Annotated in this window: 22 protein-coding genes; 3 read left to right on the top strand and 19 right to left on the bottom strand. The window is 49.4% G+C overall.

Annotation, left to right across the window (positions count from 1 at the left end):
* A partial coding sequence (locus PEH01S_RS35160; RefSeq protein ID WP_218032713.1) for a hypothetical protein occupies positions 1 to 184 on the top strand: 184 nt, incomplete at its 5' end.
* A gap of 37 nt (positions 185 to 221) precedes the next feature.
* On the opposite strand, the gene PEH01S_RS21250 is transcribed toward PEH01S_RS35160, so the two are convergent.
* Together PEH01S_RS21250 and PEH01S_RS21245 are read right to left on the bottom strand one after the other, a co-directional pair.
* Positions 222 to 440, bottom strand: a complete 219-nt coding sequence (locus PEH01S_RS21250; RefSeq protein WP_025851086.1) for a hypothetical protein — start codon at positions 438 to 440, stop codon at positions 222 to 224.
* A 190-nt stretch (positions 441 to 630) separates the two neighbouring features.
* Entirely contained in the window at positions 631 to 1,242 is a 612-nt protein-coding gene (locus PEH01S_RS21245; protein WP_025851085.1) for a stage II sporulation protein M, read from the bottom strand.
* A 96-nt stretch (positions 1,243 to 1,338) separates the two neighbouring features.
* On the opposite strand from PEH01S_RS21245, the gene pdaB reads away from it, so the two are divergent.
* On the top strand, positions 1,339 to 2,124 hold the full coding sequence (gene pdaB / locus PEH01S_RS21240) for a polysaccharide deacetylase family sporulation protein PdaB (protein WP_127487861.1): 786 nt from the start codon (positions 1,339 to 1,341) through the stop codon (positions 2,122 to 2,124).
* A gap of 36 nt (positions 2,125 to 2,160) precedes the next feature.
* Here pdaB and PEH01S_RS21235 read toward each other — a convergent pair whose 3' ends face one another.
* The gene (locus tag PEH01S_RS21235) at positions 2,161 to 2,757 is read right to left on the bottom strand and encodes a KinB-signaling pathway activation protein (RefSeq protein ID WP_025851082.1); all 597 of its coding nucleotides are present in this window, start codon (positions 2,755 to 2,757) and stop codon (positions 2,161 to 2,163) included.
* Positions 2,758 to 2,892: 135 nt separating this feature from the next.
* Here PEH01S_RS21235 and gerD point away from each other — a divergent pair, with 135 nt between their 5' ends.
* The gene (gene gerD, locus PEH01S_RS21230; protein ID WP_025851080.1) at positions 2,893 to 3,582 is read left to right on the top strand and encodes a spore germination lipoprotein GerD; all 690 of its coding nucleotides are present in this window, start codon (positions 2,893 to 2,895) and stop codon (positions 3,580 to 3,582) included.
* A 35-nt stretch (positions 3,583 to 3,617) separates the two neighbouring features.
* On the opposite strand, the gene PEH01S_RS21225 is transcribed toward gerD, so the two are convergent.
* The 16 genes from PEH01S_RS21225 to PEH01S_RS21150 form a co-directional block, all read right to left on the bottom strand.
* Complete coding sequence (locus PEH01S_RS21225; protein WP_127487859.1) at positions 3,618 to 4,724, bottom strand: Mrp/NBP35 family ATP-binding protein; 1,107 nt, start codon at positions 4,722 to 4,724, stop codon at positions 3,618 to 3,620.
* A gap of 57 nt (positions 4,725 to 4,781) precedes the next feature.
* On the bottom strand, positions 4,782 to 5,537 hold the full coding sequence (cwlD, locus tag PEH01S_RS21220; RefSeq protein ID WP_127487857.1) for an N-acetylmuramoyl-L-alanine amidase CwlD: 756 nt from the start codon (positions 5,535 to 5,537) through the stop codon (positions 4,782 to 4,784).
* A 72-nt stretch (positions 5,538 to 5,609) separates the two neighbouring features.
* Positions 5,610 to 6,785 (bottom strand): sulfate adenylyltransferase, encoded by a 1,176-nt coding sequence (gene sat, locus PEH01S_RS21215; RefSeq protein ID WP_025851077.1) that lies wholly within the window; start codon positions 6,783 to 6,785, stop codon positions 5,610 to 5,612.
* Between the two features lie 30 nt (positions 6,786 to 6,815).
* The gene (locus PEH01S_RS21210; RefSeq protein ID WP_025851076.1) at positions 6,816 to 7,508 is read right to left on the bottom strand and encodes a phosphoadenylyl-sulfate reductase; all 693 of its coding nucleotides are present in this window, start codon (positions 7,506 to 7,508) and stop codon (positions 6,816 to 6,818) included.
* Between the two features lie 202 nt (positions 7,509 to 7,710).
* Positions 7,711 to 8,103 carry a 30S ribosomal protein S9 gene (gene rpsI / locus PEH01S_RS21205; protein WP_025851075.1) on the bottom strand — a complete coding sequence of 131 codons (393 nt, stop codon included), beginning with the start codon at positions 8,101 to 8,103 and terminating at the stop codon, positions 7,711 to 7,713.
* Between the two features lie 18 nt (positions 8,104 to 8,121).
* Positions 8,122 to 8,559, bottom strand: coding sequence for a 50S ribosomal protein L13 (gene rplM / locus PEH01S_RS21200; RefSeq protein WP_025851074.1), 438 nt, complete (start codon positions 8,557 to 8,559; stop codon positions 8,122 to 8,124).
* Positions 8,560 to 8,716: 157 nt separating this feature from the next.
* Positions 8,717 to 9,493, bottom strand: coding sequence for a tRNA pseudouridine(38-40) synthase TruA (truA, locus tag PEH01S_RS21195; RefSeq protein WP_025851073.1), 777 nt, complete (start codon positions 9,491 to 9,493; stop codon positions 8,717 to 8,719).
* Between the two features lie 101 nt (positions 9,494 to 9,594).
* Positions 9,595 to 9,960, bottom strand: coding sequence for a 50S ribosomal protein L17 (rplQ, locus tag PEH01S_RS21190; RefSeq protein ID WP_010498832.1), 366 nt, complete (start codon positions 9,958 to 9,960; stop codon positions 9,595 to 9,597).
* A 48-nt stretch (positions 9,961 to 10,008) separates the two neighbouring features.
* A complete protein-coding gene (locus tag PEH01S_RS21185; RefSeq protein ID WP_025851070.1) occupies positions 10,009 to 10,953 on the bottom strand; it encodes a DNA-directed RNA polymerase subunit alpha in 945 nt (314 codons plus the stop codon).
* A 125-nt stretch (positions 10,954 to 11,078) separates the two neighbouring features.
* Positions 11,079 to 11,474: a 30S ribosomal protein S11 gene (gene rpsK / locus PEH01S_RS21180; protein WP_010498836.1), complete on the bottom strand. Its 396-nt coding sequence runs from the start codon at positions 11,472 to 11,474 to the stop codon at positions 11,079 to 11,081.
* Positions 11,475 to 11,494: 20 nt separating this feature from the next.
* Complete coding sequence (gene rpsM, locus PEH01S_RS21175; protein WP_025851069.1) at positions 11,495 to 11,863, bottom strand: 30S ribosomal protein S13; 369 nt, start codon at positions 11,861 to 11,863, stop codon at positions 11,495 to 11,497.
* Between the two features lie 16 nt (positions 11,864 to 11,879).
* Complete coding sequence (rpmJ, locus tag PEH01S_RS21170; protein ID WP_003333770.1) at positions 11,880 to 11,993, bottom strand: 50S ribosomal protein L36; 114 nt, start codon at positions 11,991 to 11,993, stop codon at positions 11,880 to 11,882.
* A gap of 162 nt (positions 11,994 to 12,155) precedes the next feature.
* The gene (infA, locus tag PEH01S_RS21165; protein WP_009676800.1) at positions 12,156 to 12,374 is read right to left on the bottom strand and encodes a translation initiation factor IF-1; all 219 of its coding nucleotides are present in this window, start codon (positions 12,372 to 12,374) and stop codon (positions 12,156 to 12,158) included.
* Between the two features lie 2 nt (positions 12,375 to 12,376).
* Positions 12,377 to 12,685, bottom strand: coding sequence for a KOW domain-containing RNA-binding protein (locus tag PEH01S_RS21160; protein ID WP_025851050.1), 309 nt, complete (start codon positions 12,683 to 12,685; stop codon positions 12,377 to 12,379).
* A gap of 6 nt (positions 12,686 to 12,691) precedes the next feature.
* Positions 12,692 to 13,444 (bottom strand): type I methionyl aminopeptidase, encoded by a 753-nt coding sequence (gene map, locus PEH01S_RS21155; RefSeq protein ID WP_127487855.1) that lies wholly within the window; start codon positions 13,442 to 13,444, stop codon positions 12,692 to 12,694.
* On the bottom strand, positions 13,444 to 14,094 hold the full coding sequence (locus tag PEH01S_RS21150; RefSeq protein ID WP_010498847.1) for an adenylate kinase: 651 nt from the start codon (positions 14,092 to 14,094) through the stop codon (positions 13,444 to 13,446). Before PEH01S_RS21150 ends, map begins: the two co-directional genes overlap by 1 nt.
* Positions 14,095 to 14,115 lie beyond the last annotated feature (21 nt).

Below are 14,115 nucleotides of genomic sequence, written 5' to 3'. Positions count from 1 at the left end.
CCTTCAACAAAAGCTGTGTCGCTATGCTTCTCAGCCTTTGTTTCTTGTTGTCACCTCGTTTAGCGGCGACTTTTATAATATATCATATTCACCTATCGGAAAGCAAGCTTTTTTTTATTTCTTTTTGTTTCCAGAGGTGAAGCTGCTTGCTTGCAAAAGGAGAACGAGTAATAAAGTATCATAAGAACACACCGAAAGTCAAGCGATTTTTTGATTTGTTTTTAATGGTACATCCGGTTCCTTGCGTATTTCGAAATTTCTTTTGGCGAGGCTAAGCGGGCGTACATGCGGAAAATGACTTTGTACCGCGATTCGATTGCCGTTTTGATGTCCGCATCGATTCTCTTGTCATTCAAGTCGAAAAGCATTTCATCCAGCTCCTTGCGCAGGACGTAGTCCAGTTCTCTGCATTCCCGTTCGTTAAACAAAAAGCCAAGCATGCCGATGTAAGCCCCTTTCCAAAATGAAGTGCGTCAATGCAAAAAAAGATATGCAGCGTTAGCGCATCGAATCTAAACCCAAGAACGGGCGGCGCTTGTCTGCATACCTCTTTACATCGCCAAAACCGTCTTGTGTTTTACTGTTATGCACAGTTTTTGGCATTTTTATGAGTTGACGTTTCATTTATTTTTATCCGCGGGCTAACCATAAGGTTAACGTGCTTTCGATTAACGCGGCGATGAACAGAACCGCTACGAGCATCACACTGACGGGTAGCAGCGCTTTGATAAACAGAAGAAACTGTTCTCTCGTCTTGACGGAACGGGTCGGGCTAAGTGCGGAAAGCAGCATCTTCAGAACCATTATACCCAGTCGCAGCCCGAAGGCGCAGGCCACGATAATTGCCGGAATCTCCAGGATACCGTGGGGAAGAATCGTTTTGACTACATACAACCAGGATTGCTTTTGAGCTGACACCATACATACATAGCCTAGCAGCAAGCCGTTGGCAAGAAGAAAAAACAGCGGGAATACCCCGAAAAACAATCCCAAGGCAATAATCAATAACGATTTGGAAGCATTATTCCAAAAGATGAGCCAAAATAAAGACCATTGCTGATTCGGCTTGCTTGCAATAGAATCGGAGATTTGTTTTAACGCTTCGAGCTGCCCGTTGATGAACGCATGAAATTGGCTTGAATACAGAGCGCCCATCACAATACCCGCGACAAATACTAAGGTGGATGCAATAAAGTAATGTTTCATCAGCTTCATTTGCGCAAAGGCATTTTTCCAATTCAAGAGAGTCCCTCCTTTTAAGCATAAGATAAGGGTACGAGCATACACATCTACTAATACAAGCCTTTCCGGACGAGATAGGCAAAGGAGGCCTAACCAGTGAATTACTTTTATGTCATGAACGGCAAAAAGCTTAAACAAGCGCTAATTATTACCGTTGCTGTCCTGTTCGCCATCGGCATCATTTATTCGGAAAGGGAAAATGTTTCTGTGTTCTCCCAATACGAACCCGCCGCGGTCTACAGCATTCCCACGGAAAGAAAGCTTATCGCCCTTACCTTCGATATCAGCTGGGGGGATACGCGTACCGAGCCGATCCTTCAAATCCTGGAAAACAAGGGCATCCGAAACGCAACGTTCTTCTTATCTTCCCCCTGGACCAAAAGCCATCCCGAAATCGTGAGCAAAATCGTCAAAGGCGGATGGGAAATCGGCAGTCACGGACATAAGCACGTGAATTACAGCAGCTTAAACGATGAAGAAATTCGCGCCCAAATCAAGACGGCGCACCAAATCATTCAGGAAGTAACCGGCACAAGTCCGAACCTGCTGCGGCTTCCTAACGGCGATTTTGACAAGCGCGTGCTGCGGATCGCTAACGAGCTCCGCTATACGGTTATTCAATGGGATACGGATTCGCAGGATTGGATGAATAAGGGAGTCGACACGATCATCAACCGCGTCGTATCTAAAGCGCATCCCGGCGATATCGTTTTATTTCACGCCAGTGATTCCGTCAAGCAAACGCACGAAGCGCTCCCCGTTATTATCGACAAATTACGCGAAAAAGGTTATGAGTTCGTGACGGTCAGCCAATTGATGAAGCAAACGAAGGTCAGCAATCAACCGCCTGTCGAAGATCAGACCATGAAGCCTGTACATTAAGCCCCCGCTTCTTATACGAAAAAACAGCAAGAGCCGTTACATCGGCTCTTTATTTGTGTTCAGCACTCTGCTGAGAATCAAAATTTGCCAAGCATTGCACAAGTACAGCGGAACCATCATAAAGATTGTAGAAGCCGCGTTGTCGAGCCGCAGGGAAGGAATGGCCTCGATCGCCGTGACCGCGATCATAAAAAACAATGTCGGAATGACGGCGCTCCGATTCGTCATTTTTACTTTCCACCAAGCTACGCCGATCGACACAATAATTAGCGATAGCGGAAGAATCATATATACTCCCCAGCTCATCTGCTGCCCGCTGCTAACATAGCGCAAGTAGATCAGATCGAACAACACAATCACAATAATGATCACTTGGACGATATCCCAAGCCCATTTTCGAATAATGCCCCCCACGATATACCGGACAATCAAATAAGCGAAAAAGCCCATCTGGCTCAACACACTGATGGTGGCACCGCCAAGGATCATCGTGATCATGCTAAAGCCGATTTGTTTTCCGCCGAGCTCAACCTGTTGATCCGTCAATTGTAGTACAAGCCCGGCAATAACGGCCGTCACCGCACCGATCAGCAGCGTGGTCCAAAATAAATAAAACCATTTTCTCAACGTCACGACCGCTATACCCCCAATAAGTCATTTCAACAGTTAATTGTACCAACCTTCACAATAAAAAGCTAACAACAATTGTGTTAATCCCCGGGGACGCAACAAATACTAACGGCAAAACAATGAAAGGAGCCCGAACTGATGATAGCGCGATGGATTCGTTTTTTAAACGCCGTCCTAATCGTCGGCTTCTTAACCGCCTGCGGTTCCGATACGCAAGCCTCATCTGCCGGTGGCGGGAATACTTACAAAGACACCAAGTCGATGGTCCTCGATATTTTGAAGACCGAAGACGGCCGGAAAGCTATCCAACAGGCTACCATACGCGAGAACAGCAAGCTCCAAATATTATCCGCCGGCGATACGCAGCAACTGCAGCTCGCAGTAAAGGATGTGCTTGCCGATACGGAAAACAACCAGTTTCTGCAAAAAATGATTAGCGACCCGAAATTTGCCGGTGATTTCGCGAAAGCCATTCAAAAAGATACCAAGCAGCTGCAAAAAGATCTTTTAAAGGACCCGGAATATCAAAAAGCAATGATGGATGCGATGAAAAGCCCGGATTTTGAGATGATGCTGCTGGATACAATGAAAGGAAACGCCTACCGCACTCAAACGAAAGCTGTCATACAGGAATCCCTCCAAAGTCCCATTTTCCGCTTGGAAATGATGGAGTTGATGAAGAAGGTGCTGCAGGAAGAGTCGATGCCTAAGCAGCAAGGACAACAAGGTAAAGGCGGCGAAGGGAAAGGCCAGCAAAAACAGGGTGGTGGCCAAGGCAATCAGCAAGGTGGAGGATCTAAGCAAGGCGGTGGCGGTGGAGGAGGATAACATTACATTTAAGTAAGAAAAAAGGATCGGCCGCGTCAGGCTGATCCTTTTTCCTCTAGCTGTTGAATCACTTGCTCCGCCATATCGCGGTAAATGAGCCCCGTTTCGGTGTCGGCTTTGTAAACCGACGGAGAATAATCCGGCTCGGCCACATGGTTGTCCGGGACGCCCAGTGGAATTTGCGCAAGCAGCTTCGTATGCAGTTCCTCAGCCAGCTTGCCGCCGCCTCCCCGGCCGAAAACATATTCTTTATTGCCGCATTTGCCACAGGCATAATACGACATATTTTCAACGACGCCGATGATTTCATGCTCCGTATGAATGGCCATCGCTCCGGCCCGGGCTGCGACAAAAGCGGCTGTAGCATGAGGCGTGGTAACGATAATTTCTTTGCTATGAGGAATCATCTGATGAACGTCGAGGGCTACATCTCCCGTTCCCGGGGGCAGGTCCAGCAAAATATAGTCCAGCTCCCCCCACTCGACTTCGTTAAAGAAGTTGCGGAGCATTTTGCCCAACATCGGGCCGCGCCAAATGACCGGCGTATTTTCTTCGACAAAAAAGCCCATGGAAATCACTTTCACGCCGAACCGCTCAACCGGAATGATGCGGTTGTTCACGAGCTGCGGCCTTTCCTCGATTCCCATCATATCAGGAACGCTGAATCCGTAAATGTCGGCATCAACCAAGCCGACTTTCTTCCCTAATCGCGCTAATGCTACAGCCAAGTTGACCGTGACCGTCGATTTCCCGACACCGCCCTTTCCACTCGCAATAGCAATGAAGCGGACGCCCGATTGCGGGTCAAGCACGTTGACGGAAGGGACGGAAGGCTGTTCCGCGTTTTCACGAGCAGAAGCCGATTCTTGGGCCTTACGCGCGGCTTCGTTGCGCTCGAATTCGGACAGCAGCCGAAAGCGCAGGTGAACGTCCGCGGCGCCCGCTTGTTTGAACGCCTCGATAACCTGATCCTGCAGCTGCTGCTTGTACGATTCGCTAGCACTGGACAGCAGTACGGTAGCCGAAACATGTTGCTCTTTGATCATGATATCGCGAATAAAATTCAAATCGGCCAAGCTTAGGCCGAATTCCAGGTCCTTCAGCGGGCTTACAGAAGCCAGCAATTGTTCTTTGGTTATCACGATGTCACCTCGGCGATCCAATGTTAAGTTCCTGCGGTATATTATACCACAAATTCATCAAGAGCCCACTTTTTCACCCGAGTAATACCGGAGAATGCCTTGATAAATGGAAGTGGCTATCTTTTTCTGATAAGCCGGGTCCCGGAGAAGCTGCGCCTCACCCGGATTGGATAAAAAGCCGACTTCCACGAGAGCGCTCGGAATCGTCATCGCTTTAAGCAAATAGATCTCTTTGTCGGCCTGCTTCGCAACCCGATCCGTATTTTTCAAATTCCTTTTAATCTCCTCCTGAATCAATGTTGCTAATGTCGCATTGTCCGCATGATTCGGATAAAAAAACGTCTGCGCACCCGACCAGCGGGGAGACGGGATGCTGTTCAGATGAATGCTTACGAATAAATTGGACTTTTGCTTGATAACAAACTCCGCCCGTTTCAGCAAATCTTCGGTTTTGCGTTTACTGTACCCTTTCGTTTCCGGAGAAGCCAGGTCCCGGTCGTCCTCCCGAGTCATGACCACCAATGCTCCCGACTGCTGCAAATAATCCCGAAGGTGCAAAGCAATGGCCAAATTTACATCCTTCTCCTCCAGCCCGTCCTTGCTTCGAGCGCCTCCGTCCGGCCCGCCGTGCCCGGCATCCAAGGCGATAATTTTACCGGACAGCGGCATCGTCCAATACGTCCATGTTTTGGTGGATGGGAGCTCGTAGGTGAACATGAACAGCATGAGCGCCACCAACAAGGCTGACATGACGATTTTGATCCCGCTATGCATGGTCAGCCAAACGACGACCCTCTTTCTTTTTCCGAACATGAAAAAATCCACCTCACATCCCCTAGACTCTCTTTCATCTTATGGGACGAGGTGGACAAATATACCTGATGCTTACACCTGATATTCAGGGTTTTTCATACCTTGAATCAACACTTCCGCTACTTCCGGCCGCGTGAACTGAGGTGGCGGGCATTGGCCGTCACGCAGCAGTGCGCGAACTTTTGTTCCGGAGAGATGAAGATGATCTTCTTTGCCGTGCGGACACGTCTTGCTGGAGGCCATGTTGCCGCATTTGGTGCAAAAGAAGCTGTGCTCAAAGAACAACGGCGTGATGCCAAGCTCTTCGGCCGTGAAATTGCTGAAGATTTCCTGCGCCTCATATGTTCCGTAATAGTCGCCTACGCCCGCATGATCACGCCCTACAATAAAATGCGTGCAACCGTAGTTTTTCCGGACCATCGCATGGAAAATCGCTTCGCGTGGCCCGGCATAGCGCATCGCTGCGGGGAATACGCCCAAAAATACGCGATCCTTCGGATAGTAATTTTCCAGCAGGACCAAGTAGCTGCGCATCCGGACATCCGCCGAGATGTCATCAGACTTGGTTTCGCCCACCAGCGGGTTCAAAAAAAGGCCATCGACGATTTCCATCGCGCTTTTTTGAATATATTCATGCGCCCGGTGAACCGGATTCCGGGTTTGAAAGCCGACTACGCTCTTCCAGCCCTTTTCGGAAAAAAGCCGTCGCGTTACGGCCGGATCGTAGTAAAACTCCTCGAATTTATCCGGCTTCGGGCGGTTTAATACCTGGATCGGCCCGCCAACATAGGTAGACGGCCTGGAGAAAAGCTTCTGTACGCCGGGATGCGCTTCGTCATCGGTTTTAAACACGTTCAGCGCCTCTTTGCGCTGGTCAACATGATATATGCTTTGGACTTCAATAATGCCATAGATGACGCCGTCTTGCGCCCCTACAAGAGCTACGTCCTGCCCGACAGCGAGGTCACGGGCGATTTGCGGCTCGACGGCTAACGTAATCGGGATGCTCCAGACCGTTCCGTCTTCCAAACGCATACGTTCCACGACCGAATGATAATCCTGTTCACCCAAAAAGCCTGTAAGCGGCGAAAAAGCGCCGACACCGATCAAATCAAGATCGGAGATCGTCCATGCATCGATTTTAAGCGAATATAACGTTGCGGCGCGCTCAAGCAGGCTTGTTCTTTTCTCGCCCTCAATCACCCGATGAATAAGCGTCCCGCCGTGCGGTCGAATGGTTTCTCCCATCGCTATTGCTCCTCCTATTAACCTCTCTGCTTATTTATGAAGCCCGCATTCCGTCTTTTCGAAACCGGCCCAACGGCCCGCTCTCGGGTCCTCACCCGCCGCTACCGGACGAGTACAATGCTCGCAGCCGATGCTTGGGTAGTTCCGGTCATGAAGCGGGTTGTAAATAATGTTGTTGCTTCGAATATAATTCCATACGTCTTCAGATGTCCAGCTGGCGAGCGGATTGAATTTGACAAGACCGAACTTCACATCGTATTCGACCTTCTTGGCATTGGCGCGTGTCGGCGCTTGGTCGCGGCGAATTCCCGTGATCCAGGCATCATAATTTTTGAGGATATCCGTTAACGGATCGACTTTGCGGATGTTGCAGCACTGGTTGGGAGCAGTCTTCCACAGTTCTTCGCCAAACTGCTGCGCCTGCTCCTCCAGCGTAAGCTTCGGAAGCACTTGTACGAATTCGAGTCCATAGTGCTGCTGCAGACGGTCGCGGGTTTCATAGGTTTCCTGAAAATGCACATTCGTATCCAGATAAAAGATATCGGTTTTGGGGCTGACCTTCTGGAGCATATCGACCAATACGACGTCCTCTGCTCCGAAACTACAGGCTAACGTGATATTCGGGAACCTTTCTACCGCCCAGGATAAAAGTGCCTCCGGGCTTTGCGATTCAAAATCCTCTGCGGCTTGGCGGATTAACTCCTCTTTTTCAAATAAATTCATACTATTTCGCACCTCCGACAATTTAATTCCGAGTATAAGTATGTGTTTTATTGTATTTTAGTTTAATTATAAACGATGGACCCTTTTTGTCAATTTAAAATTTTCTCTAGGCTTCTGCCTTATTTTATTGCTTGCGGGCTTGTTCGGTGAAAATAAAAAAACCTTTCCGAAGTGAATTCGGAAAGGTTCGTTTGCGTCGATCTTAACGTTTGGAGAATTGAGGAGCGCGACGAGCAGCTTTCAAGCCGTACTTTTTACGCTCTTTCATCCGCGGGTCACGAGTCAGGAAGCCCGCTTTTTTCAGGGCGCCGCGGAATTCCGGATCTGCTTTCAGCAGAGCGCGGGAAATTCCGTGACGGATCGCGCCGGCTTGTCCGGAGATCCCGCCGCCATGAGCCAAAACCAATACATCGTACTTGGACAATGTTTCAGTCAGGTTAAGCGGTTGTTTTACGATCAATTTCAGCGTTTCCAGACCAAAGTAGTCGTCCAGTTCGCGTTTATTAATAATGATACGGCCTTCGCCCGGTACCAAACGTACACGTGCTACCGAATGCTTACGACGACCGGTGCCATAATATTGTACTTGTGCCACAAGACAGTCCTCCCTTTATTAACCGCGAAGTTCCCAAACTTCAGGTTGTTGTGCTTGATGCGGATGTTCCGAACCTGCATACACTTTAAGCTTCGTTTTCAGGCGGTTGCCCAAACGGTTTTTCGGAAGCATACCGTGAATCGCCAGTTCCAACATACGCTCAGGCTTGTTATTCAGCATATCTTGAGCCGAAGTCACTTTCAGACCGCCCGGATGCAGGGAGTGACGATAGTACATTTTGTTTTGCAGTTTTTTACCTGTCAAAACGATTTTCTCGGCATTGATGACAACAACGAAATCGCCAGTGTCTACATGCGGAGTAAATTGAGGCTTATGCTTGCCGCGCAGAATGCTTGCCGCTTCGCTGGCCAGACGTCCGAGCGTCTTGTCGGTAGCATCGATGATGTACCATTTGCGTTCAACTTCATTTGGCTTCGCCATATATGTGGTACGCATGTTAATGTTCCTCCTAAATCTATCTTCATCACAGGTCATTCATTTATCATGGTTATAGGTTAAAACAAGTTGGTTGGCCGTTTCATTGACCCGGGGCCGTGGGGTAGCCAGTCATCAGAAACACCATCTGTTATTTTACTACATTGGCATGCAGTAATCAAGCATTTGGCGCATCTTTTCCGTAAAAAACTTCCCACAGCATAAGCCCGTGCGCCATCGCCGTCGGTCCAGCCAAAGCCCTATCTTTCGCCGCCAATACGCCGCGAATACTGGACGGGCTCCGCTTCCCTTCACCGACCTCAATCAAGGTACCTACAATGATCCGCACCATATTATATAAGAAACCGCTGCCGGTCAAATAAATGTGGATCGCGTACGACTGCAAGTGCGGCTCAATAGGTTCGCACTCCAAGCGAGCTTCGAAAATCGTGCGAACATGACTTTCCGCCGACGATCGGCTCGAACAAAACGATGTGAAGTCATGCTCGCCGACAAAGCTGCTCAACGCGTCCTGCATGGCCGTGATATCAAGAGGAGTCGGATGGTGAAACTCCGTATGCTGCTTAAACAGGTCCGGATATTTCCCGCAGCGCATCGTATAGCGGTACGTCTTGCGCTTGGCGGACCTTCGGGCATGAAAATCTTCCGGCACCACCCTAGCATCCCATACCACAATATCATCCGGCAGCCGCGAGTTGATCGCCATGCACCAGCGTTCAATCGGGATTTGTGAAACGGTATGAAAATTAAAAACCTGTCCCCGCGCATGAACCCCCGCATCCGTGCGACCCGAAGCCGTCACTTTGATCTCCTCGGAGGTGAGCTGACGCAAAGCTTGCTCCAACTGCTGCTGAACCGTAGTCTTCTGAGGCTGTGTCTGGAAGCCATGATAAGCCGTTCCGTCATAGGATACCGTCATGCAGATGTTTCTCACGGCAGTCCTCCGCGCTTGGAAAAACGAATTTTCGATCCTACAAAAAAAAGGGTTTCATCAGAATCGTAAGATCCCGTCCACCCTTTCCCATCCTTTTTCTCTTAAGCCCGGTCTACAAGCTCCAAGTAAACCATTGGAGCAGCATCGCCGCGACGAGGTCCAAGCTTCAAAATGCGGGTATAGCCGCCTTGACGCTCAGCGTAGCGAGGAGCCAGATCGGAGAAAAGCTTTTGAATCGCATCTTGGTTTTCGTTTGCCGCTTCGCGACGAACGAAGGAAGCCACTTGCCGACGTGCATGCAAGTCTCCACGTTTTGCCAAGGTGATTAATTTTTCTGCGATGGAACGAAGTTCTTTGGCTTTCGCTTCCGTCGTTTGAATGCGCTCATGTATGAACAAGTCGGTTACCAGATCACGAAACAAAGCTTTACGTGCGCTGGAGTCACGACCCAACTTTTGGTATGCCATGTGAGCAACCTCCTTCTGCTTGATTGGTCAGAGGTGCGCGACTTAAGACTAATCTTCCATTCTCAGGCCAAGACCAAGCTCTTCGAGCTTCTCTTGAACTTCCTCCAGAGATTTGCGACCCAAGTTGCGAACCTTCATCATGTCTTCTTCCGTCTTCGTAATCAATTCCTGCACTGTATTGATGCCGGCGCGCTTCAGGCAGTTGTAGGAGCGGACAGAGAGATCGAGTTCTTCGATAGTCATCTCCAGAACTTTCTCCTTCTTGTCCTCTTCCTTCTCCACCATAATCTCGGCGTCCTTGGCTTCGTCGGTCAAACCGACAAACAGCATCAGATGCTCCGTCAAAATTTTGGCGCCCAAGCTCACGGCTTCTTCCGGGCGGATGCTTCCGTCCGTCCAAACTTCAAGGGTCAACTTATCGTAGTTGGTAACTTGACCGACGCGAGTGTTTTCTACGCTGTAATTGACACGAGTAATCGGAGTGTAGATCGAATCGATCGGAATCACGCCGATCGGCTGATCCTCTTTTTTGTTCTTATCTGCCGATACGTATCCCCGGCCGCGGTTCGCATGAATTCTCATATGCAGCCTTGCATCGGAGGACAGCGTAGCAATGTGCAAATCCGGGTTTAAGATCTCCACATCGCTATCGCCGCGAATATCGCCAGCCACAACAGCCCCTTCGCCTTCGGCATCGATCTCAAGCACTTTCTCCTCGTCGGAGTGAATCTTGAGCGACAGTCCTTTCAGGTTCAGGATAATCTCCGTAACATCTTCCATGACGCCAGGAACCGTGGAGAACTCATGCAGCACGCCATCGATTTGCACGGATGTCACAGCGGCGCCCGGCAAAGACGAAAGCAAAATTCTGCGAAGCGAGTTCCCAAGAGTCGTTCCGTAGCCTCGTTCCAATGGCTCTACGACAAACTTGCCGTAGGTGCCGTCTTCGCTCAATGATACGGTTTCTATTTTCGGCTTTTCGATTTCGATCATGGTTACACCCTCCTTCAAACGTCGTTTCCCTTTGGATAACTTAGGACGTATAAACGCGCAGTATGCCTATCCAAATAGTATTCACAACTTTTGGAAAAATATACCGCTTGACTTAGCAATCCTAATTAGACACGACGACGTTTCGGAGGACGGCAACCGTTATGAGGAATCGGTGTTACGTCTTTAATCAGGTTTACTTCCAAACCTGCAGCTTGCAGCGAACGAATCGCAGCTTCGCGACCTGCACCCGGTCCTTTAACCATAACCTCAACTGCTCTCATGCCATGCTCCATTGCAGCTTTTGCCGCAGATTCGGCAGCCATTTGCGCAGCAAACGGAGTGCTTTTACGCGAGCCTTTGAACCCGAGGTTACCGGCGCTTGCCCAGGAGATTGCATTCCCGTGCGGGTCGGTGATGGTTACGATAGTGTTGTTGAACGTAGAGCGGATATGAGCCACTCCGGAGTCGATATTTTTCCGATCACGACGTTTGGTACGAACGACTTTTTTAGGTTTAGCCATTTAAAGGTTACCCCCCTTTACTATTTTTTCTTATTAGCTACCGTACGACGAGGACCTTTGCGCGTACGAGCGTTTGTTTTGGTACGTTGACCGCGAACAGGCAGGCCGCGGCGGTGACGAACGCCACGATAGCAGCCGATTTCGATCAGGCGCTTAATGTTCAGTGCGATTTCACGACGCAGGTCGCCTTCCACTTTCAGCGTTTTGTCGATGACGTCGCGGATTTTGCTTACTTCGTCTTCCGTCAAATCGCGGACGCGAGTGTCCGGATTGATACCGGTTTGAGCGACGATTTTCTGAGCAGTCGTGTTACCGATCCCGAAAATGTAGGTCAGCGCGATGACTACTCGTTTGTCACGAGGCAAGTCTACACCAGCAATACGTGCCATTTAACACAGCACCTCCTTAACCTTGTTTTTGTTTATGTTTCGGATTTTCGCAGATTACCATAACGTTCCCTTTGCGGCGAATGACTTTGCATTTTTCGCAAATCGGCTTGACCGACGGTCTAACCTTCATGGTGTTAACCTCCTAAGAGTTTTCGTAAAGAAAACTTACTTCGTAAGCGTTGCTAAGTTTTGCGGAGCAAAACTGTCTTCGTAAGGATAAGCTGAGTTTTCGTAAGAAAACTTACTTCGTAAGCGTTGCTAAGTTTAGCGGAGCAAAACTGTCTTCGTACATTTATTTAAAACGATAGGTTATACGGCCTCTGGTCAAATCATAGGGCGAGAGCTCGACCGTCACTTTATCGCCGGGCAGGATCCGGATAAAGTGCATTCTGATTTTCCCGGATACGTGAGCAAGTATCTTATGACCGTTCTCCAGTTCAACCTTAAACATTGCATTCGGAAGAGGTTCAATCACTGTACCTTCAACTTCAATCACATCTTCTTTGGCCACAGTCATTCTCCTTTCTCTTGCGCTTTCGCTGATTCGTGGTCCGCATACTTTGTCAATGCAAACCGCAGCTTTCCATTGGTGACTCGACCGGTAGTCATAATACTATCAGCCACTTCGCTGCTGATCGCCGGCAGAAGCTCAAGATGAATCACGTTTTTCTTTTTGGGTGCGTCTGATTTCCGTTTTCCGCCGTCTGCAATCCACACGTACCGTTGGTCTACGACGCCGATTATGACGGCGTACGATCCGGATTCCCGTCCCCGATTCACCCTTACGATTTGTCCGATCTGGGGCATGTTCGATGTTGCCATCGTGCTTTACTTACCGGGCAGCGTAAAAATCTCGTAGCCGTCCGGCGTAATCGCTATGGTATGCTCAAAATGCGCGCACAGTGTGCCATCCACCGTCACAACCGTCCAATTGTCTTCAAGGGTCTTCACATAACGTTCGCCCACGTTGACCATCGGCTCGATTGCAAGTACCATACCGGGCTTCAGCCGCGGACCGCGCCCTGGAATGCCGTAGTTCGGAATCTGCGGCTCCTCATGGAGCTTTGTTCCGATGCCATGTCCTACGTACTCCCGAACAACCGAAAAACCTTCATCTTCAATCACTTTTTGAATGGCGTGGGATATCGTGTACAGTCTGGCGTCCGGCTTGGCTTCGGCAAGTCCTGCATAAAGCGACCTTTCGGTTACTTCGAGCAGCTTGCGGGCCGTCTCGGAAATCTCGCCAACACCGTAAGTCCATGCGGAATCTCCATGATATCCTTTGTACTCTGCACCGATGTCGATACTGATGATGTCACCGTTTTTAAGCTTTCGTTGACTGGGTATGCCGTGAACCAGTTCGTCGTTGACCGAAGCGCAAATACTGCCAGGAAAACCATTGTAGCCTTTAAAAGACGGAATTGCGCCCTGACTGCGAATAAAATCTTCTGCGATCTGATCGAGCTGTTTCGTTGTAATATCGGGCTGAATGGCTTGCCGCAGCACCCGATGCGTTTCGGCGACAATCCGACCCGCCTCTCGCATCAATTCCAATTCAGCAGCTGACTTACAGATGATCATTACGCAAGCCCCCGCAATTGTGAACTGATTTGTGCAGTAACCGTATTAATCTCTTGCTCACCGTTAACCTCACGCAATATTCCCTTGTTACGATAATACTCCAGAAGCGGAGCGGTTTTATTGGTATACTCGTCCAAACGAGTCCCTACTTTTTCTTCGGTGTCATCCGAACGTTGATACAACTCACCAGAACATTTGTCGCAAACATGCTCACGTGCAGGAGGGTTAAACAAGACATGATACGTAGCTCCGCAGGATTTACAGATCCGGCGACCTGTCAAACGTGCAAGCAGCAAATCCCGATCCACTTTCAGATTGATCACGTGCTCGATGGTTTTACCCAGCGAAGCCGCAATCTCATCCAAGGCTTCGGCTTGGGAGATGGTTCTTGGAAAACCGTCCAGCAAAAAGCCTTTGCTGCAGTCCGGCTGCTGAAGGCGTTCGCGAACGATCCCGATCGTAATTTCATCCGGTACGAGCAAACCTTGATCCACATACTTCTTCGCTTCTAGCCCGAGCGGCGTTTCCTGCTTCATCGCCAGCCGAAAGGCGTCTCCCGTAGAAATATGCGGAATTTGAAACTCATCAACGATTCGTTCCGCCTGAGTACCTTTTCCTGCACCCGGGGGCCCCATAAAGATGACGTTCATCAGACTTCCTCCCCACTGGCA

The organism is Paenibacillus ehimensis NBRC 15659, assembly GCF_004000785.1.
Lineage (GTDB): Bacteria > Bacillota > Bacilli > Paenibacillales > NBRC-103111 > Paenibacillus_G > Paenibacillus_G ehimensis.
Note: the sequence above shows the minus strand (reverse complement) of the source record. Positions and strands in the feature narration are given on the sequence as shown.

What these genes read in the sequence shown, in the direction of transcription:
- PEH01S_RS21250 (WP_025851086.1), bottom strand. Translation starts at nt 440, where the DNA reads ATGCTTGGCTTTTTGTTTAACGAACGGGAATGCAGAGAACTGGACTAC.
- PEH01S_RS21160 (WP_025851050.1), bottom strand. Translation starts at nt 12,685, where the DNA reads ATGGCAACATCGAACATGCCCCAGATCGGACAAATCGTAAGGGTGAAT.
- PEH01S_RS21185 (WP_025851070.1), bottom strand. Translation starts at nt 10,953, where the DNA reads ATGATCGAAATCGAAAAGCCGAAAATAGAAACCGTATCATTGAGCGAA.
- gerD (WP_025851080.1), top strand. Translation starts at nt 2,893, where the DNA reads ATGATAGCGCGATGGATTCGTTTTTTAAACGCCGTCCTAATCGTCGGC.
- map (WP_127487855.1), bottom strand. Translation starts at nt 13,444, where the DNA reads ATGATCATCTGTAAGTCAGCTGCTGAATTGGAATTGATGCGAGAGGCG.
- PEH01S_RS21150 (WP_010498847.1), bottom strand. Translation starts at nt 14,094, where the DNA reads ATGAACGTCATCTTTATGGGGCCCCCGGGTGCAGGAAAAGGTACTCAG.
- rplQ (WP_010498832.1), bottom strand. Translation starts at nt 9,960, where the DNA reads ATGGCATACCAAAAGTTGGGTCGTGACTCCAGCGCACGTAAAGCTTTG.
- rpsK (WP_010498836.1), bottom strand. Translation starts at nt 11,474, where the DNA reads ATGGCTAAACCTAAAAAAGTCGTTCGTACCAAACGTCGTGATCGGAAA.
- rpmJ (WP_003333770.1), bottom strand. Translation starts at nt 11,993, where the DNA reads ATGAAGGTTAGACCGTCGGTCAAGCCGATTTGCGAAAAATGCAAAGTC.
- cwlD (WP_127487857.1), bottom strand. Translation starts at nt 5,537, where the DNA reads ATGTTCGGAAAAAGAAAGAGGGTCGTCGTTTGGCTGACCATGCATAGC.
- rpsM (WP_025851069.1), bottom strand. Translation starts at nt 11,863, where the DNA reads ATGGCACGTATTGCTGGTGTAGACTTGCCTCGTGACAAACGAGTAGTC.
- rplM (WP_025851074.1), bottom strand. Translation starts at nt 8,559, where the DNA reads ATGCGTACCACATATATGGCGAAGCCAAATGAAGTTGAACGCAAATGG.
- PEH01S_RS21210 (WP_025851076.1), bottom strand. Translation starts at nt 7,508, where the DNA reads ATGAATTTATTTGAAAAAGAGGAGTTAATCCGCCAAGCCGCAGAGGAT.
- sat (WP_025851077.1), bottom strand. Translation starts at nt 6,785, where the DNA reads ATGGGAGAAACCATTCGACCGCACGGCGGGACGCTTATTCATCGGGTG.